The following is a 19,031-nucleotide window of genomic DNA, read 5'->3' as shown; positions in this document are numbered from 1 at the left end:
CGACGACGTAAGTATTCGGGCTGACGACGTGGAGCACCTGCTGATATTTCGCTGCAACTAGTCATCGACGCCCCCTAACGGTTAGTGATGGTACGCGCGCATTTTTGCAACGGCTTTCGGAACCGCTCATTTACAACAGTTAGCGAGAACCAAGCGGACCCGACCTGGGCAACACGATAGCTCGTTTCGAAACGGCTCGTGATCAAGCAAGTGCGTCGATCGATATTGGCCCGATTGAAGCCTTGCGCCGGAGAATCAGCCTCCGCATGGTCGCTCCTGGTTGCGCACCCTTGCCCGACAGACAGGAGCCGCTTTAAGCAAAGCATACGCGGTGTACGCGCGCGGTGTCCTTCATTTCTTGTGGTCCATATAAGACGGCCGGGGCGCAGGCAAACTACAACATGCTGGAAACCGCTCCGACTGCCGTGGTCCTCAATGACGCTAACTTGTGTTAGTGGAATTACCTTTAATGCACAGTCGTACCGCGAATTGGGCGCTCCGTTATCCTGGCCAATGAAGTGGACCGAGCGCCGATTGGCCGTTATACCTCCGGAAGCTGCCGCGTTGGTCGCGCATGGTCTGACGACCGCAACGGGTCGCTGTCGGTCGGCCCAGAAATTCCCCGAAAAATAAAAAAACCGCCGCCCGGCCAAGGGCGGCGGAACGCCGGCAACAGCGAAACCTGGTCGCAGGGGAGGCAACCGGTCAATAAAGTCTCCTATCTTTGCCCCGTGATGTGCGGTCGGACAACTCTGAAATCGTCGCGCGGCCGGGCTCGCTGGATCGGAGTTTTGCGCCCTCCTAGCGTGCGTCGACCGAGACCCTTCTCGAGGCATCATCTGACCAGATCGCCCTTATCTGCCCAGGCTATACAAGCGTCTGGCCGGGGGAGCCGTTCATTACTGTCGGCTTCCGTCTCGCCTTTCTGGGGCTCGTGTCTTTCAAGCAGCCGCTCGTGACGAGGAGGCATGCCGGTTCAGGCGGACTGGCGGATGGCAGCAGCCGATGCAAAACGGTTCGTCCGGTATTTCTGGGATCGATGGTCAATGCGGTGGCCGATGCCCGTTTCGGCCACTCGGCTGTGCGATCATTTGATCACTCGAGCGTCGGTTTCATGCCGATAGCAGCCGTACGTTCTGTTAGCGAAGATCGAGCAAGCTCCGGAGCCGAAAGGCACCAACATCAGGTGGACAAAATATGCGAGGTGCGTTTTGGGATACCAAACGGAAAAGCTGCTCGACGACGAACCGTCAGAAACCGACCAACTTGGTCCCCACGAATTAATTGCAGCAGCAATCGCGGAAGTCGTGCGTTGTCAGAGTGGCGGCAAGACCATTCGTCTCGACGGTGAGTGGGGGGCAGGAAAGTCGACCGTTGTTCGACTACTCGGGAAAAAGCTGGTTGATCGAGATACGACGATGTTCGTTTACGACGCATGGGTCCATGTCGGGGATCCGTTGCGCCGGGTATTTCTTGATAGCCTGCTCGATACGCTTGAGCGCAAAACATGGTTGGGTCCGAATGCTGCACGCTGGGAAAAGCGCAGAGCGACGCTGGCTGGGAGATTCAAGGTCACAGTCGAACGCAAGAAGCCAACTCTGAATGTATTCGCCAGATTGACCCCATGGGCGGCTTGGTCGCTACCGCTTTTATTCTGGGTTGCGCAAAAGTTTTTCGATACCCCGGTCACATGGTTGAGCGGGATGGGTATTGGACCGCGATTCGCTCTGTTTGCCGCACTTACGTCGATCTCGCTCGCAATCTGGCTGTCGCTGAAAGAAGAAAGCGTTGCCTTTCTTTTGACTCGTACGCCACTAGAGTTCACCAGTGAGAAAGAGGATGAGCCTACTGCCACCAGCATCGAGTTCCAAAAATTTTTCTCTGATCTGATGATTGAAGCACTTGGCGAAGAGGATGGTAGGCGCAAACTGCTGATTGTGGTTGATAACCTCGATCGAGTAGGAGCCGAGGAAACGAATGATGTCTGGGCGCTCCTCCGTTCATTTCTCGATAATCCAGCATTTCAGTCCCAGCCTTGGTTTAGACGGGTTTGGGTTCTCGTGCCGGTCGCAAAACAGATTGGTGTTTCGAGCAACTCTGATGAATTAGCCGAAGAAAGCGTGTCGAATCCTCTAACGTCGTTTACCCAGTCCGCCAATCCAAAATCCGTATTCTTAGACAAGGTGTTTCAGGTCAAATTTGAGTTGCCGCCCCCTAGTCTGAAAAGATGGACTGAGTTTCTGAGAAAGCTTTGTCGTGCTGCCTTCGTTAACTCTTCGCTTGACGCGGATGCAATTGTGCGCCTGTATGTAAACGAGACGGGCGGTCGTGCGCCTAGTCCTCGCGATCTAGTGAGGTTCGTGAACGATCTGGTTGGATTGCGACTGCAATGGGGCGAACAGTTTTCGTTGACCGAATTGGCCGCTTTTACTCTTTCCGGGGCGCGGGACAAAGTCGTCATGCAAGTCCAGCAAGGCCAGCGACCATGGGAACGGTTCGAGGCGCTTATGGGATTGCCTCGTGGGAAGTTCAAGCCAGCGTTCAGAACTCTTTGTCTATCCGTCGGGAACGCTACGGCTGCCATGACAAGCGAATATCGGACGCAAATCAGAGACGCGCTGTTCGAGGGCCGTGCTGACGACGTGGTTGTGGCCCTACGTGAGGAAGGTGCCGGGTGGGTGCTGGATTCGCTCATTAGTGAACTTCGTACGCTTTACAGCACACCGGAGCAACTAATGAACGCCTTCATCGTATTGCGTGAGGTTTCAAGCCAGGTCAAGGATCGGGACTCAACTATTGCCGAAGCGCTGCCGATTACGTTCGTCCACGACGTTGACGGAGCATGCCGGCAAGCTATGAAGTCATTGACCCGCCACGACTACGCGGCAACTAACGTGCCTGATGGCTTCGCAGCGTATGTGGAAATCGTCGGGAATGCAGATGCGGGACAGACTGTATTGGATTCAATCGCATGTGCAGATGCAGTTTCAAATGTGATTGACTTCGAGGAAAACTTTCTTGCGATATTGTCGGTTCCTACGATTTCCAACGCGCTCCTTGCGGCATCAAGCCCCCTTGAACTGCCGATTTCAGGCGAACAGTGGCTTGAGCTTCGTTACAAGCGAGTGAGCGGACCGTATGTTCGCCCGGAGGCGAGAGAGTTCATTGAGAGCCATCTGAAAAAATGCATGCCACGAAGCGGTTGGAGCAACGTAGAAGACGCGCTCGAAGAGCGAATTCGGGCGCATAAGGTCGACGAAGTGACTCGTGCAGCGCTTGAGGACCTCTCAGAATATTCTGTCAAAGCAATGTTGAATGCACTCTTACATTCGGTTGGACGATATTTGAGCGGAGACGATGAATTTCGAGGAGCAATATCTGTTTTGCGTGGAATCGCAAAGCGACAAGGCGTGGTATCTCTTCGGTTAGCACTCGCAGACCATCAGCTCCAGCCGTTCCTACTCGACGAAATTGCCAGCGGATGGTGGGATGACAATAGCAGAGCGTTTCTGCTGCTACTCACGGTTGCAAAAATGTCAGAAAAAACCTTGGACGAGCGAGGCGGAAAAGGAATTCAATACATTTTCGGCATATTGAAGAATCCTTATGCTAATGAGTATATTCGCTTCGTTAACGTGCTGGCGACCGAAATAAATGAGAATTCGTGCCTAGGTGTTCTATCCGATTTAGCTATTCACTGGTCCGATTCGCGGCCGTTCGTTCGATGCGTGATTAGCCGGATAAAGGCAGACGATCTGTTCTTCTTGTTGGAGCAAGTATCGTCCGAGCAAGACATGCCAACTTTTTTGAATGCCATACTTGGTGACGATCTTGCTGAGAGGGTCTTGAGGCAATACGATTCGTTTATGGCAGAAATTGCCGTTTGGGAGCCAGATGGACCGCCACCGAGCGTATACGACTTGGGTATCTAGTCGAGTACGGCCGACCATGCCGCGTGTAGTCACCCAATATCAAGTTCTCAAAGGGAATCAGGTGAACGACTGCTTTGGCTCGGTGAACTGCCGGTGGAACTGAGGTCAGCCCGAAGGGCCGGATCGGGTCGCTATGTAAACCTCTGCATAGCGACCCATCGCTGCCATTCAGACCTTTGTGGCGTCTACGGCCGCTTCGAGGGCGCTACGGCCGTCCGGGCGGCGTCCGAATTAGTCAACCAGCGCATCGACGTCGGGCGTCGGCGAATACGCACCCTGTCCTGAGAAATATCGCCATCCGCAATGGGGTCCATAGCTGTCACCGTTATTCCCTTTGCGGGGTCCCAGAATCCGATCTCGTAGATAAATCCTGTGGTGTGCACATCGGTGTCGAATTGGGTGTAGTAGTCGGCAGAACCGACAATTACAGGCATCACTAGTTTTGGACCTTTTCCAGCCCAAGCTGCCGACGACCGCGCGACGTTTTGCGCATCGGCTTGCTGATTGATGATTAGTTGGACTTGATCGCCAGGCATCAGGTTGATTGCGCCGATGCCGCCCCCAGCAGGAAGCATTTTCCGGAACGTGGCTTGCGTTCCCGGTAGATCGGCATTTATATCGAGAACCATCGCTTCGATGTGCCGTAGCCTGAGCGCCGGAGTTTTTCCGATGTTCTTCAGTGTGATCTTAAAGGGCACCTGCATACCGCCGTTTTGCCACGTGATTGGACCAGCCGGCTCGATCGATACCGCGATCCACGGTCTCTGATCAGCGATTAGCGCCTGACGACTTAAATCATTAGCCTTCGAACTCGCGCTAGCTGCCGCAACGGCGGCATTTGCCGATATTCGTGCAGACTCATTCGCATTAAGCACCAAGATAATTTGGACCAGTGCCACGAGCGCTAACAGAATGCTTGTTATGGTCGTCGCCTTGTCCCAAACGTTCTTTTCGTCTTCAGCGTGATCTGTCGCTGACGAAGCTTGTGAGACCCCGTGCGGGACTGCGGTAGTTGCACTATTCGCGCGGTTATGCGAACGCCAAAAATTCAGCGCCACGAACGCCAAAAGAAACGCAAGAAGTCCGATGGCAGCGGCTTGTCCGAGCGTTTTTGTCATTTTCCCATCTATGATTGTTGTTAGCCAACGTCATGGCGCACTGAACTTCGAAAGAAGGAACTGCTCCACGAATCCGATGATGCTGCCCACATCGGCTTCGCCGAGCTTTCCCCACTCGGCGTGAAAAGCGGCATTTCGCAGCTTCGGCATAGCGTCGAGCAAACTCTTTTGGGCGCCCGCCACAAGGCTAGCACCCTTCAAGGCGTTCACCACGTTCTGCATATCCTTGCCTTCGACGTCGAGCCTGTTAGCTACAGCGAATCGCTTCAATGCGTCCTCGAGCGCCGCACTAGCGAGCACAGCCGCCACATCTTTTCGGCCATCCGACAGCGCCTGCCTCGCGAGCGCGACGAAGTCGCCAAACACCTCTCCAGAGACACGCAAGTCAACATCGAATACATAGCCGCCGTCAAAGTCGTCCTTTGCGGCAGCAAAGATCGCGTAAAGCTCCTTTACGGACTTCTCTGTCTCGCTTGTCTTTGCGAACTGAGCAGTGAAGCTCCTGTAATGTGACGAATTCTCCCCGCAGACCGCCCGAATAAGATTGTCCGCGCTCGTCGCCCATTTTCTCCAAAAGCCATTGGGCACGAAGCGACCGTCGCCGTGCAAATACTGGTGGTACGGCATCGCCGTAAAGTGGTCGTCGAGTTCGGCAAAGCGCCGGTTGAAGGTTTCCGTTAGCGCCACATTACCCTCATGTCCATATTTTCAGGGAGTCTGAACGAAGTGCACTGCTGATTATGCGCCGAAGGTTGAGCGAAGTGGATGCAGGAAGCCCGTGCGGGGCGATTGCAACATAGGTCAATAGACCGCCGGGCGCACCGGTGGTCAACGACCGACCCTGGGGGCAAACAGCCGTTTGAGCGTCCTGCTAACCGCGACGGCGTGCCCGACGCGTCGGGCTCATGTCGTTAAGGTTTATTCGACGCCTGCCATCGGCCTCAGGAATGTGCATGCCTCCGTGCATGTCGGCAGGCGTCGAATAAACCTTAACGAACTGAGGCGGACGTTCTGACACCGTCGGTGTCAAAACTTCCACGGCTTAGGGGTGTGCGGCTTTCTTTCTTCGTCGGCGTCATCCCAGGGCCCGCACCCAATGCACGCATCCGAGCTCTGGCTGTGCTTGCACTTGCTTCTGCTCGTTCCACAGGCATAGGGCATGTGATCCGCCCGCAACGTCGCCGCCCCAATGTTCGCAAAGACGGCAGGGGCGATCAGTCGCGGCGTCCGGGTAGCGGATGTGGGACATGAAGTACGCATCGTGTATGGATATACAGTATGACTGGGCGCGGCGGCAGTATCATGGCCATGTCTCAAAAATTCGAGGTGGCGCTATGTGCTACTCGGCACAAATAGAAGCGGACTATCGCAAGTATGTGAAGGAGTTTGGCGCAGACGTCAGCCTCCGCGAGTTCGCACAGCTGTACTGGGAGCGCTCGAAGAAAAAGAAGGTCAAGATTCCCAAGGCTGTCGACGCGTCGTTTGCCGACCCGAAGAACGAAATCGAGCGCGAGATCAAGGCTTTGATCGACCAATTCAATCTGGAGCAGACCGCGGCGCTTGAGCAGGAGTTGTTTAGGCAGCGCGAACGGCTCGCAGACGCTGAGCGAGCTTCCACTGCGTTGTGGCTCCTCGAGCGTCTTCCTCGACATCCTGGGCGTTTCCGCGAACGGCCGACTCGTACTCGTCGAGTGCAAGTTGTGGCGCAACCCCGAAGTTCGCCGCGCCTCTACTGTTGTCCCACTACGATAAACTTTGCCGTCGCATCGATGAGAGCTTGTCCGTACGCCGCAGAAGTAAGATCGGCCCCGTGAGCGTCGCAGTCGGCAAAACACCAAACCCAGGCGCCATATATGCGACCGGGCTCGATCGAAAAATACGGAGCTTCATTTCCATACTGCAACGCAATGTCCGAATCTTGCCCGGGAAAGCTAGCGTTGTTGTGCTCTTCATACCAAGAGGTTCCGTCGTTCCATACCCAGTACTCGTGATCCAAGTCCGTTCGTGAGGGGCCGCCGTCAATGGGAGCACTCCAGACAAGGACGCCAAACCCTGCGTGTTGATGGGCGGTTCCCAAGTACGACTTATCGTGCCAGATGTAATTGTAGGGTGTATAGGCCCGCACCTGCGCGAATCCGGCTGGTCCCTGCCCGGGCGGAAATCCCGGGGAATCGCGCATGAACAGAACTTCGACCCCGGCGCCGCATGTCAGCGATCCACCCTCCTTGCCGACCGTATACAGGAATCCGAAGTTGCCGTTGTTCTTATCCGCCCATACGCTTTGTTGCTGATGGGCGCCGCCGCTCGTGTTCGTCCAGACGTCGTTATACGGCGCTACCCGCACATCAATCTTTATATCCTTTGCCATCGTCATAACGATGCCACCTGGCGAGCCTCCCAAGCCGCGGATGCCGCTCCCCGACAGCAGACCGAGGGCGGTTTCGCGAGACAGCGGCCGACCGAGTTTGCCCTCAGTCCGTTCGATCTTCAGCAACTCTTTGCGTGACGCTGCGACGATTGGCTTGATCGAAGCCGCAAACTCTTCGTCGTGAGCGAGAACACGCTGGAGAGCTGCGCTTGCGGCCTTGGTCGCCGCGGCGAGATTTGCGCGGTCCGCTCTACGTCGTTCTATGATCGAATTAAACTTCTCCTGAAGAAACAGTCGCGCGCCTTTCTGTGTCCTTCGACCTAGGGAGCCCAATTCTACCGTATTGATGTTTGCTGATTTCTTCATGGCCGACCTCCAGTGATATCCGGTTACCGCGAGCATGTTTAGTTGGTCAACAGACGCGTAACACGGGATTGGACAGGTTCCCCGGATAGAGCCGAGACAACGTATGTTCGGGTTCGCATTCACATGGCTAGAACCTCTCCGGAATTTCTCCAGGACCTTGACTGGCAGATGCCGGAAGTGTGCATTGATCACTTGGAGAACGATGGCGTTATCGGGCCGCTATCGTTTGATCGGTCTGTTCGATAAATAACGATAGGAAATCGCAACGTAACCATTTTGCAAAAATTGCGGTATATGTGGTCAGGCGCACGAAGTTCATGGCGGTCAGGGGGTAGCTCAGGGTCGACTTGAGCCAAAACGCATCGGGAGCAGGCGGCCCAGGAAGCGTCGTTCGCTCACACCGTTGCTCCGACATTCAGGCGTCGATTCCACTCAGGAACCGGCCATTCAATTCGCAACGGCGAAGTATCGCTTTTCGACCTTAGCCGAGGCTCATGCTATTCGCGTTTAGAACGTCGTCACCGGCACCCGAATCAGCCTTTGATTGCTCGAAACTCAAAACCCGCATTGCCTTTTCAGGTCGCGAGGGTTTTTCTTTGCGGGAAACCCGGCGGTGAAGTCTCCTATCTCCGCCTGTCGCGAGCAGTCGGACAACTCCAAAATTGTCGCGCGTCCGGCTACCGTCGACATGGACGCTCGTCGAGGTCATCATCAGCCCCGATCGCTCTGAGCCAATGCACGCATCCGCGCTCTGGCTGTGCTTGCACCTGTTTCTGCTCGTTCCACGAGCATAGGGCATGTGATCCGCCCGCAACGTCGCCGCCCCAATGTTCGCAAAGACGGCAGGGGCGGTCAGTCGCGGCGTCAGGGTATCGGAAGTGGCTCACGGCGAAAGACTGTATAAAAACACAGTGTATCAACCGTGCGCCGTGGCCGGGCAATTGTCAAATCGGCGCCTCGATGCCGATTGCTCGTTCGAAACCCTGTGCGGAATGGGGCGGTAAGTCCTTGATTTATATGGCCGCAAAAACCACTTTTTGACCGTGATTTTGGGTTGAAGAACCGCCTGCAAGTGATTGAGGGTAAAGGAAAATCGGTTACTTGCCGTTATATATGTATCAGAGTGTGTGGGCAGGGCGTTTTTATTAAACGACACTTTAGAATTCCGCGAGAAATTCAATCGGTAAGCAGGCAGGAAATGAGCGCCATACGAGGCGGCTTCGCCGTGCCGTCGGGAAGGCCGCGCGGCCGAAGATCGCGCACCTCGTCCGCGGCATCGGGCTATCCGGCTTGCGCATTCATACAGCAGGAGTCGAACAGGATGAGAAAGCGTTTCGACAGAACGTTATTGGCCAGTCTCGCTGGCGCGTGGGTCGCGCTGGCCGTCAGCGGTTGTGCGAACGTCGGGCAGCCCAATGCGCAGAACGGTGCGGCAACCAGCGCCAACGCGGCGTCCGGCGTGCCGGCGGCGAATGCGACGGGAGCGGCGTCCGGCGACCCGGCGGCAGCCGCGCCGCTGTCGATCGACGCCAGCGATAACGCGCCGCTGAAAAAATCGCCGCCGCTCGTGTATCGGGTCAGGAGCGGCGACACGCTCGCGCGGGTTGCGCAGCATCATCACATCAGCGTCAAGCAGTTGCAGGCATGGAACGGGTTGAAGGTGTCGGCGCGGCTGAAGCCGGGGCAGGTGCTGCACGTTGCGTCGCCGGAAACGGTGCGCGCGGTGAAGGCGGCCAATGCGGCGGCCGCCGCGAAGGCGGCGGCGCAATCCGCAGCGCAGCGTGCGTCACAAGCGACAGCGCAAACGTCGGCGCAAGCTTCGACACAGTCCGCCGCGCCGGCTGCGGATGCCACCGCAGTGCGCGAAGTCACGCAGGAAACCCGCCGGCACGCGAGCAGCGTGACGCTCGCATGGCCTGCCGCGGGCGGCGTCGTCGAAGCGTTCCAGCCAGGCGAAACACGCGGCATCGAAATCGGCGGCAACGCGGGCGATCCGGTGCGAGCCGCCGCCGACGGCAAGGTGATGTACGCGGGCACCGGACTGAACAGCTATGGCAGTCTGATCATCGTCCAGCACAATAAGGATTTTCTGACCGCGTATTCGCACAACCGCAAGCTGATGGTCAAGATGGGCGACATTGTCCGCAAGGGACAGCAGATCGCGGAGATGGGCGACGAGAACAACTCGCGTGTGTCGGTGGGGTTCGAAGTGCGGCGCGACGGCAAGCCGGTCGATCCGCTGTCATATCTGCCGCAGGGGCGCGGCTGAGCTTCCACGTTCCCGCAAAAGCTCACCTTGAATTTATTCAGCTAAACCAGGTAATTTGATCGACCGCGCATTCCGGCGGTCGACGAATCGTTGCAAAAGTACCTTCACGTCAGAGCATTCCGCTCGATCTGCGCAAGAATACCGACGATCAACCATGCGGCCTCGACCCGCAGCCGTTTATGAACGGTGAGGCAATGCAGGAGCCGGCAGGCAGCGCACGCGCCGCCGCCGTGCCTGGTGCGAATCGCCGTTACGTCGTTTGCCCTCCGCGCAGCAGTCGCGATACCTCACCGTGGTAATGCAGGATCGCGGGATCGGCCTGCAAGAGCGGCAGATAACGCGGCAGGAAGTGATTGTGCGGTTGATCGGGCGAGAACAGGCCGACCACGGCCTCGGCGGTCGCGAGACGGTCGCCGGCCTCGGCTTCCGCGTCGTCGAGAACTTCGTCGACGCTCGCGATCACCGTCGACAGCGGCGTCAGCCAACGAAACCCCGAGCCGTTGATCAGCACCTGCAGGAATGCCGCCGGCGTTACCGGGCCGAACTCCTTTTCGTACGCGGCGCGTTCGTGATCGAGAATCGCCTTGTGCAGCGCAAGCAATGGTCGGCGAATGTCCGTGAGGAATTGAGTGCATTGCGGGTCGTTCATCGGCGGCTCCAGCGGCTGAGGTGATTCGACGGAATCGTGCGTCGCAACACCACGCAGTGCGATGCAGCGGGTCGCGCGATCACGCTAACGGATCGATCCGTCGATGGTAACGCATCGCTCCAGCCGACACATGCGATCCACCGCGCACAGCATGCGATGTGCCGCCTGACACCGCCAAAGCGAACTTCTTTCGACACGACTACAATCGGCCGGTTTTCTTGCGACACCCGCTCGCTCACAGGCCGCATTTCATGGCTTATTAGCGCGACACGCCGAACAAAACCGGTGCATGTCAGCGGTCTGGTGCGGTGTCGCGATCTAAACCGCGTGACCACAACAACGTCCCCACCCGGAGCCGCTCATGACAACGCTCAATATCAACGGCGAAACCCATACCGTCGATGCCCCGCCCGACATGCCCCTGCTGTGGGTGCTGCGTGATCTCGTCGGGCTGACCGGCACCAAGTTCGGCTGCGGCATCGCGCAATGCGGCGCATGCACCGTGCATCTCGATGGCGTCGCGGTGCGCTCGTGCGTGTTCCCGGCGGCGGCGGTCGGCGACCGCAAGATCGTCACGATCGAAGCGCTCGGCGCCACGCCCACGGGCCAGAAAGTGCAGCAGGCGTGGCGTGAGCTCGACGTCGTGCAATGCGGCTACTGTCAGTCGGGGCAGGTGATGTCGGCGGCGTCGCTGCTCGCGCGCAATCCCAATCCGAGCGACGCCGACATCGACGCCGCGATGGCGGGCAACATCTGCCGCTGCGGAACCTATCACCGCGTGCGCGCGGCGATCAAGCACGCCGCGAAGGGGGCCTGACATGTCCCAGGGATTGCTCGATGCACAGAACGGCGCGCAGCCGGCTGACACCGACACGCGGCATGCGCGCGGCATCTCGCGGCGCGGCTTCCTCAAATTCGGCGTGACGGTCGGCGCCGCGGCCGGCGGCGGTCTGCTGCTCGGCTTCAGCATGCCGGCCGCGAGCCAGGATCAGAAGGCGGGCAAGAGCGTGATCGGCGGCGATGCGAACGAGGCGCCGCAAAACGGCGTGTTCGCGCCGAACGCGTTCATCCAGATCGACAACGCCGGCAAGGTCACGCTCGTGATACCGAAGGTCGAGATGGGTCAGGGCGTCTATACGTCGATTCCGATGCTGATCGCCGAGGAACTCGAAGTGCCGCTCGGCACGGTCACGCTCGATCATGCGCCGCCCAACGAAAAGCTCTTCATGGACCCGCTGCTCGGCGGCCAGTTGACCGGCGGCTCGACGTCGATCCGCTTCGCGTGGGAGCCGATGCGTCGCGCGGGCGCGACTGCGCGCGTGATGTTGATCAACGCGGCCGCGCAGCAGTGGCAGGTCGATCCGGCGAGTTGTCATGCGCAGGCCGGTCAGGTGATCCACGCGGCCAGTAATCGCAGCGCGAGCTATGGTCAGCTCGCGCAGGCCGCCTCCGCGCTGCCCGCGCCGCAGAACGTGCCGTTGAAAGACCCGAAGGACTTCAAGCTGATCGGCACGCCGGCGAAGCGTCTCGATTCGCCGGAGAAAGTCGACGGTACCGCGCAGTTCGGCCTCGACGTGCGCTTGCCTGAGATGGTTTACGCGGCGATCGCGAACTGTCCGGTGTTCGGCGGCACGCTCGCGAGCGTCGACGATACGCATGCGAAGACGATCCCCGGCGTGCGCGAGGTCATCAAGCTCGACAACGCGGTCGCGGTGATCGGCGCTCACACGTGGGCCGCGAAGCGCGGCCTGCAGGCGCTCGACATCAAGTGGAACGAGGGCGCGGGCGCGCAGGTATCGATGAAGCGCATCGTCGACGATCTCGCGGCGGCCTCGCAACATGGCGGCGCGGTGGCGCGCAAGGACGGCGACGTCGGCCGCGCGTTCGGCGATGCGAAGTCGCGCGTCGACGCGGTCTACCAGCAGCCGTTCCTCGCGCACGCGACGATGGAGCCGGTCAACGCCACGGTCCACGTGCGCGGCGACGCCTGCGAAATCTGGCTCGGCTCGCAGGTGCCGACGCGTGTCGTCGATGCGGCGGTCGCGGTCACGGGCTTGCCCGCCGACAAGATCATCGTGCATAACCATCTGATCGGCGGCGGCTTCGGACGGCGGCTCGAAACCGACATGGTCACGCAGGCCGTGAAGGTCGGCAAACAGGTGTCGACGCCGGTCAAGGTGCTGTGGACGCGCGAGGAGGACATCCAGCACGACATGTACCGACCGTACTACTACGACACGATCTCCGCCGGGCTCGACGCGAACGGCAAGCCGATCGCGTGGCAGCATCGCATCGCCGGGTCGTCGATCATGGCGCGCTTCGCGCCGCCCGCGTTCAAGAACGGGCTCGACCCCGATGCGGTGGAGGTCGCCGCCGATCTGCCGTACGACCTGCCGAACCAGCTGGTCGACTACGTGCGCGTGGAACCGCACGCGGTGCCCACCGCGTTCTGGCGCGGCGTCGGGCCGACGCGCGGCACGTTCGTCGTCGAGAGTTTCATCGATGAACTCGCCGCGCACGCGAAGATCGATCCGGTGCAGTACCGGCGCGATCTGCTCGGCAAATCGCCGCGCGCGTTGAACGTACTCAACCTGGCCGCGCAAGCGGGCAACTGGGGCAGCGCGCTGCCCAAGGGGCAAGGGCGCGGCATCTCGGTGATGCACGCGTTCGGCAGCTTCTTCGCGATCGTCGTCGAGGTCGCGCTCGAGCAGGGCGAAGTGACGGTCAAGCGCGTCAACTGCGCGGTCGATTGCGGGATGTTCGTCAACCCGAACACGATCGAAGCGCAGGTGCAGGGCGGCATCATCTTCGGTATCACGGCGGCGCTTTATAGCGAGATCACGATCAAGGACGGTCGCGTCGAGCAGAACAACTTCACCGACTACCGGATGCTGCGCATCAACCAGACGCCGCCGATCGACGTGCATATCGTGAAGAGCGGCGAGGCGCCCGGCGGCATCGGCGAACCCGGCACCGCGGCGCTCGCGCCCGCGCTGACCAACGCGATCTATGCGGCCACCGGCACGCGGCTGCGGCAATTGCCGGTTGGCCGCCAACTGCACAACGCCTGACGCGAAAGGAGCCCGACATGAAAAAAATGCTGAAGGGTCTTGGCGCGGCGCTATGCGTCGCATTGCCGTTTATCGCCCAGGCGCCTGCTGATGCCGCAACTGCGTCAGCCACCGGCGCAGCCGATCAAACGCTCGTGCAACGCGGCGCTTACCTCGCTCAACTCGGCGATTGCGCCGCTTGCCACACCGCGCCGAAAGGCAAGCCGTTCGCCGGCGGCCTGCCGATGAACACGCCGATGGGCCGCATCTACGTGACCAATATCACGCCCGACGCACGGACCGGCATCGGTGGCTACACCGAAGCCGACTTCGCGCGGGCGCTGCGTGAGGGCGTCGCGAAAGACGGCCACAACCTGTATCCGGCGATGCCGTATCCGTCCTACGCGAAGGTCGACGACGACGACGTGAAGGCGCTGTACGCGTTCTTCATGCACGGCGTCGCGCCGGTGCAGCAGGCGAATCGCGAGTCCGACATCAAGTGGCCGTTGAACATGCGCTGGCCGCTGATGTTCTGGAACATGGCGTTTCTCGAGAAGGGTGGGTATCGCGACAAGCCGGGCAAGGACGTCGCGTGGAATCGCGGCGCGTATCTGGTGCAAGGGCTCGGACATTGCGGGTCGTGTCACACGCCGCGCGGTGTTGCGTTCCAGGAAAGTGCGCTCGACGAAAGCGGCAGCGCATTCCTGAGCGGCGCGCTGCTCGACGGCTGGTTCGCGTCGAACCTCACGGGCGAGCACAACACCGGGCTCGGCCGCTGGAGCGACGAGGATCTGCGCACGTTCCTGAAGACCGGCGCGAATCGCCATGCATCGGCGTTCGGCGCGATGACGAGCGTGATCAACAACAGCACGCAAGCGATGAGCGATCAGGACGTCGCGGCAGTCTCGACGTATCTGAAGTCGCTGCCGCCGGTCGGCGGCACCGGCGCGGCGGCCTATACGTACGATCCGCAGGCGACGAAGGTGTCGCTCGATCGCCCCGCGAACGATGCCGGCGCACGCGTCTATACGGCGTATTGCATGCATTGCCACGGCGTCGACGGGCACGGCTTCGCGCCGATGCTCGCGCCTCTCGCCGGCAATCCGAACGTGCTCGCGAAGGACGCGTCGTCGCTGATCAACGTCACGTTGAACGGCACCGGCGATCTCGTGATCGACGGCGTGCCGTCGCCGTTTCCGATGCCCGGCTTCGCCGCGGTGCTCGACGATCAGCAGATCGCCGATGTGCTGAGCTTCGTGCGGGCTGGCTGGAACAACGGCGCGCCGGCGGTCGGTGCGGCGGAGGTGGCGAAGTTGCGGCAGTCGACGCAGGCGGGGCGTTGATCGGTCGCTAAGTGCGGCGCAGAAGCGCGCTTGCCGACCTCGCGCCGTTTCAGGTTGTGGGCCAACCGACGGCAGCTATCATCGTGGGGCGGCCACACCGCGCCTTCGTCGATGGACTCGCCGTCGGCCAATGCCGACATTTGCACCACGACCGATACAGGCGCATTGGTCCTATGGGAGTCCCCGTCGTGTTCGAACGGCTCTCGGAATTGGCCACGACCTTCGTCCGCCGTGCGGCGTCGAAGTCTCTGCGCGAAGCTCATGGACTTCCGACATGACCCTATCCAGTCAAGCCCGAAACGTGTCGGTCACTCCGTCGGCTTCTCGCCTGTCGACGCTCAGTCACATACAGATCGCGTCGCTGTGGTTTGCGCTCTTTACCCAATGGATGACGGTCGTTCCGGTGCTCGTGCCGGCACAGGTCGCCGAGATGCTCGGACGCGATGCCGCGTTGAAGGAAGGCGTGGCCGGCTCCGTCATTGCGTCCGGCGCATTCATTGCGATGATCGTGGCGCCACTGGCCGGCGCTCTTTCGGATCGCTGCTCTGCAAAACATGGACGTCGGCGACCGTTTCTCGTCACCGGCGTGTTCGGCATTGCGGTTGCACTGGTATGGCTTGCTTCATTCAACGGCGGGGGCAGCGTGGGGATGTATACACTCGCGTTCCTGCATCTCCAGTTCTGGTGGAACTGGGCGGCGGGGCCGTACGCCGGGCTGGTGCCCGATGTCGTGCCAAAACAGGAAACCAACCGCGCGAGCGCGTGGCTCAACGTGATGACCGTGCTCGGCACGATCACTGGCAACGTGGTGCTCGTTGCCCTCTATTCTCCGGGCCACCTGTATCCTACGGTTGCCGCGTTCATTGCGATCATGTTGCTCTGCCTTTGGCTGACGATTCGCGGCTCGCGCGAGCCGACACCTGTCAGATCCCGAGAACGGTTCGAGCTCGTCACGTTCATGCGCTCGTTCTATCTCGATCCACGCCTGCACCGAAACTTTTACTGGGTGCTGGTAACCCGTCTGTTCGGCAACATGGGAATCTGGTCGATCTTCGCCTTCATGTTGTACTACCTGCAGGACGTGATCGGCATTCGTCATCCGACCAGTCTCCTGAATGGGCTGCTTGGCGTCGGCGTGGTGCTAGCGATCCCGGCCAGCCTGCTGGGCGCACGGCTCGCCGACCGGCACGGCGTCGTTCCCGTTGTCCGCCTGACCAGCTGGATCATGGCCGGAGCTGCGATCGGCTTTGTCCTGCTGGCGTTGCATCCAAACCTGTCGCTGGTGATCGCAGTCGGGCTGGTTTTCTGCGCCGCTTACGGAACCTATCAAGCCGTCGACTGGGCACTCGCGCTGCAAGTGTTGCCAGACGATGCGTCCAGCGGCAAGGACATGGGCATCTGGCAAGTGTCGATGGTGCTACCGCAGATCCTCGGCCCTGCCGCGACCGGGTGGATGCTGTCATGGGTCAAGGCGTTTGCCGGTGCCGGACCCGCCTATGTCGTCGCGTTCGTCGTCGCAGCAGGGTGGTTCGTGCTCGCGGCGTGGTTCGTCTCGCGCATCAAGATTGCTTCCCGGCAGCACGTATCCGTGACTTGAACTACAGAGCGCGAATCACCTCACCTCACCGATGCTGTCCCACCTTCTGCCGCTTTTCGAGCACGCGAGCATACCAGGTCAGCGGAAAACACATCGCGAAGTAGATCATCGCGACCATGCCGTAGATCGGAAACGGCCGGAACGCGGCATTCGTGATCATCGTGCCGGTCTTCGTCAGTTCGGCGAAGCCGATGATCGACGCGAGCGCGGTGCTCTTGACCACCTGCACGAGAAAACCGACGCTCGGCGCGACCGCGATCTTCAGCGCCTGCGGCCACACGATGTAGCGCAACTGCTGGCCGAACGTCATGCCGAGGCTCGCACCCGCGGCCCACTGACCGCGCGGCACCGCTTCGACGCAGCCGCGCCAGATGTCGACCAGATACGCGCTCGTATAGAGCGTCAGCGTGACGGTCGCGGCGGCCCACGGCGACACGTCGATGCCGATGAGCGGCAAGCCGAAGAAGGCGAGAAAAAGCTGCATCAAGAGCGGCGTGCCCTGAAACACCTCGACGTACAGCACGACGATGCGGCGCAGCCACGCGATCGGCGACACGCGCATCGCGAGCAGCACGAGCCCGACGATCCCGCCGCCGACGAACGCGATCAGCGACAGCAGCACGGTCCAGCGCGCGGCGAGCAGCAGGTTGCGGGCGATGTCCCACAGCGTGAATTCGACCATGATCAGCGCTCCGTCGGCAGGGTGCGCGCGCCGCGCCACATCAGGCGGCTGCGCCAGTTGCGCGGCAAGCCGTCGTTGCCGCTACTGCTGCGGTTGTTACCTCGCGCCGCGCGGCCCGCGAACAGCCCGCGGCCGAAGCGGTTCAACAGCTGCCGCAACACGATCGACATCAGCAGATAGGCAGCCGTGATGATCACGTAGCTCTCGAACGAGCGGAAGTTGCGAGACTGGATGAAGTTCGCCGCATAGGTCAGGTCGGGCACCGAGATCTGCGACACGACGGCCGAGCCGAGCATCACGATCAGCACCTGGCCGAGCAGCGCGGGAAACACGTTGGCGAGCGCCTGCGGCAGCACGACGTAGCGGAACACCTGGCGCCCATGCAGGCCGAGCGCCTGGGCGGCCTGCACCTGGCCGCGCGAAATCGAATCGATGCCGGCGCGCACGATCTCGATCGCGTACGCGCCGAGATTGACGGTCATCGCAAGAATCGCGGCCTGTATCTCGTCGATATGAATGCCGAGGCTCGGCAGGCCGAAAAACACGAAGAACAACTGCACCAGAAACGGCGTGTTGCGGATCAGCTCGACATAGCTCGCGACCAGCCAGCGCGCCCACTTCGGCCCGGCCGCCGCGATGCTCGCGCCGGCGATCCCCACCATCCCGCCCGCCAGGGTCGACACGGCCGTGAGGCCGAGCGTCACGGCGGCGCCGCGCGCGAGCATCCCCGCATACAGGCCGAAGCCGCTGAAATCGAACGCGTAAGTCATGGCCTCGTGCCCATCGTAGGATCAGATCGCGGCGCGGCCTTCACGGCGCCACGCCACAGGTTTCAAAAATCGGCCGGCAGCGGCGCGCGCAGCCACTTCTGCGAAATCGCGTTCATCGTGCCGTCCTTGCGGGCCTTGGCAATCGTTTCGTCGACCTTCGCCTTCAGGCGCGGCTCGTTCTTGTTCAGACCGACGTGATCGGGCGAGCTGAACAGCGCGAACTTCTGCTCCGGATCGTTCGCCGGATGCCGCGCGAGAATCGTCGCGCCGACGTCGTTGCCGACCACCATCAACTGTACCTGACCAGAAAGAAACGCCGAAATAGCGCCGTTCGGATCGTCGAAACGTTTGATGTTCGCCGACGGCGGCGCGATCTTCGTCACGCTCAGGTCTTCGAGCGTGCCGCGCGCGACCGAGATCGACTTGCCGCCGAGGTCGGCGGCGGTCTTCACCGGCAGCGACTTCGGGCCGAACACCGCGAGGTAGTACGGCGCGTAGGGTTGCGAGAAGTCGATCACTTTTTCGCGCTCGGGCGTCTGCCCGACCGACAGCAACATGTCGGCCTTGTGGTCGGCGAGAAAGGCCATGCGGTTGTCGCCGGTGACCGGCACCAGTTCGACCTTCGCGTTGAGCGCCTTGCCGATCAGATTGGCGACGTCGATGTCGTAGCCGACCGGTTTCATGTCCGGACCGATCGAGCCGAACGGCGGATAGTCCTCGAATACGCCGATGCGCACGGTGCCCGACTTCGCGATGTCGTCGAGCGCGTCGGCATGCGCGGCCGACGGCAGCGCGCACAGCGCGCCGAGCGCGGTCATCGCGAGCGTCGCGGCGAGCGTCGCGAACACGCGGCGGGTCGATTGGAGAGCGGGGCGCTGGTTCATGAT

At 60.6% G+C, this 19,031-nt stretch carries 14 protein-coding genes; 7 read left to right on the top strand and 7 right to left on the bottom strand.

Annotated elements, in window-relative coordinates; translation table 11 throughout:
• Window positions 1-1,211: 1,211 nt before the first annotated feature.
• Window positions 1,212-3,932, top strand: coding sequence for a P-loop NTPase fold protein (locus tag OKW35_RS42160; protein WP_429555178.1), 2,721 nt, complete (start codon window positions 1,212-1,214; stop codon window positions 3,930-3,932).
• A gap of 185 nt (window positions 3,933-4,117) precedes the next feature.
• Here the strand turns inward: OKW35_RS42160 and OKW35_RS42155 are convergent, their stop codons facing one another.
• Window positions 4,118-5,050 carry a hypothetical protein gene (locus tag OKW35_RS42155; RefSeq protein WP_429555177.1) on the bottom strand — a complete coding sequence of 311 codons (933 nt, stop codon included), beginning with the start codon at window positions 5,048-5,050 and terminating at the stop codon, window positions 4,118-4,120.
• 30 nt (window positions 5,051-5,080) lie between these two features.
• A complete protein-coding gene (locus OKW35_RS42150; protein ID WP_429555176.1) occupies window positions 5,081-5,737 on the bottom strand; it encodes a DUF4145 domain-containing protein in 657 nt (218 codons plus the stop codon).
• 560 nt (window positions 5,738-6,297) lie between these two features.
• On the opposite strand from OKW35_RS42150, the gene OKW35_RS42145 reads away from it, so the two are divergent.
• Window positions 6,298-6,864 carry a hypothetical protein gene (locus OKW35_RS42145; RefSeq protein ID WP_429555175.1) on the top strand — a complete coding sequence of 189 codons (567 nt, stop codon included), beginning with the start codon at window positions 6,298-6,300 and terminating at the stop codon, window positions 6,862-6,864.
• On the opposite strand, the gene OKW35_RS42140 is transcribed toward OKW35_RS42145, so the two are convergent.
• Complete coding sequence (locus OKW35_RS42140) at window positions 6,780-7,784, bottom strand: hypothetical protein (RefSeq protein ID WP_429555174.1); 1,005 nt, start codon at window positions 7,782-7,784, stop codon at window positions 6,780-6,782. The two genes, OKW35_RS42145 and OKW35_RS42140, sit on opposite strands and share 85 nt — an antisense overlap.
• Window positions 7,785-9,105: 1,321 nt before the next feature.
• Here OKW35_RS42140 and OKW35_RS42135 point away from each other — a divergent pair.
• Window positions 9,106-10,053 (top strand): peptidoglycan DD-metalloendopeptidase family protein, encoded by a 948-nt coding sequence (locus OKW35_RS42135; protein ID WP_429555173.1) that lies wholly within the window; start codon window positions 9,106-9,108, stop codon window positions 10,051-10,053.
• Between the two features lie 250 nt (window positions 10,054-10,303).
• On the opposite strand, the gene OKW35_RS42130 is transcribed toward OKW35_RS42135, so the two are convergent.
• Complete coding sequence (locus OKW35_RS42130; RefSeq protein WP_184034018.1) at window positions 10,304-10,702, bottom strand: hypothetical protein; 399 nt, start codon at window positions 10,700-10,702, stop codon at window positions 10,304-10,306.
• A gap of 361 nt (window positions 10,703-11,063) precedes the next feature.
• Here OKW35_RS42130 and OKW35_RS42125 point away from each other — a divergent pair, with 361 nt between their 5' ends.
• The 4 genes from OKW35_RS42125 (at window position 11,064) to OKW35_RS42110 (ending at window position 16,692) form a co-directional block, all read left to right on the top strand.
• Complete coding sequence (locus OKW35_RS42125; protein WP_018420878.1) at window positions 11,064-11,519, top strand: (2Fe-2S)-binding protein; 456 nt, start codon at window positions 11,064-11,066, stop codon at window positions 11,517-11,519.
• Between the two features lies 1 nt (window position 11,520).
• Window positions 11,521-13,773: a molybdopterin cofactor-binding domain-containing protein gene (locus OKW35_RS42120; protein ID WP_429555172.1), complete on the top strand. Its 2,253-nt coding sequence runs from the start codon at window positions 11,521-11,523 to the stop codon at window positions 13,771-13,773.
• Window positions 13,774-13,790: 17 nt separating this feature from the next.
• Complete coding sequence (locus OKW35_RS42115) at window positions 13,791-15,095, top strand: c-type cytochrome (RefSeq protein WP_429555171.1); 1,305 nt, start codon at window positions 13,791-13,793, stop codon at window positions 15,093-15,095.
• A gap of 274 nt (window positions 15,096-15,369) precedes the next feature.
• Entirely contained in the window at window positions 15,370-16,692 is a 1,323-nt protein-coding gene (locus OKW35_RS42110) for an MFS transporter (protein WP_429555170.1), read from the top strand.
• 25 nt (window positions 16,693-16,717) lie between these two features.
• On the opposite strand, the gene OKW35_RS42105 is transcribed toward OKW35_RS42110, so the two are convergent.
• The 3 genes from OKW35_RS42105 to OKW35_RS42095 form a co-directional block, all read right to left on the bottom strand.
• Window positions 16,718-17,374 (bottom strand): amino acid ABC transporter permease, encoded by a 657-nt coding sequence (locus tag OKW35_RS42105; protein WP_184034006.1) that lies wholly within the window; start codon window positions 17,372-17,374, stop codon window positions 16,718-16,720.
• A 2-nt stretch (window positions 17,375-17,376) separates the two neighbouring features.
• The gene (locus OKW35_RS42100) at window positions 17,377-18,144 is read right to left on the bottom strand and encodes an amino acid ABC transporter permease (protein WP_184067205.1); all 768 of its coding nucleotides are present in this window, start codon (window positions 18,142-18,144) and stop codon (window positions 17,377-17,379) included.
• A 62-nt stretch (window positions 18,145-18,206) separates the two neighbouring features.
• Entirely contained in the window at window positions 18,207-19,028 is an 822-nt protein-coding gene (locus OKW35_RS42095) for a transporter substrate-binding domain-containing protein (protein ID WP_090805986.1), read from the bottom strand.
• Between the last annotated feature and the right edge of the window lie 3 nt (window positions 19,029-19,031).

Source organism: Paraburkholderia sp. MM5477-R1 (assembly GCF_050436385.1).
Classification (GTDB): domain Bacteria; phylum Pseudomonadota; class Gammaproteobacteria; order Burkholderiales; family Burkholderiaceae; genus Paraburkholderia; species Paraburkholderia tuberum.
Note: the sequence above shows the minus strand (reverse complement) of the source record. Positions and strands in the feature narration are given on the sequence as shown.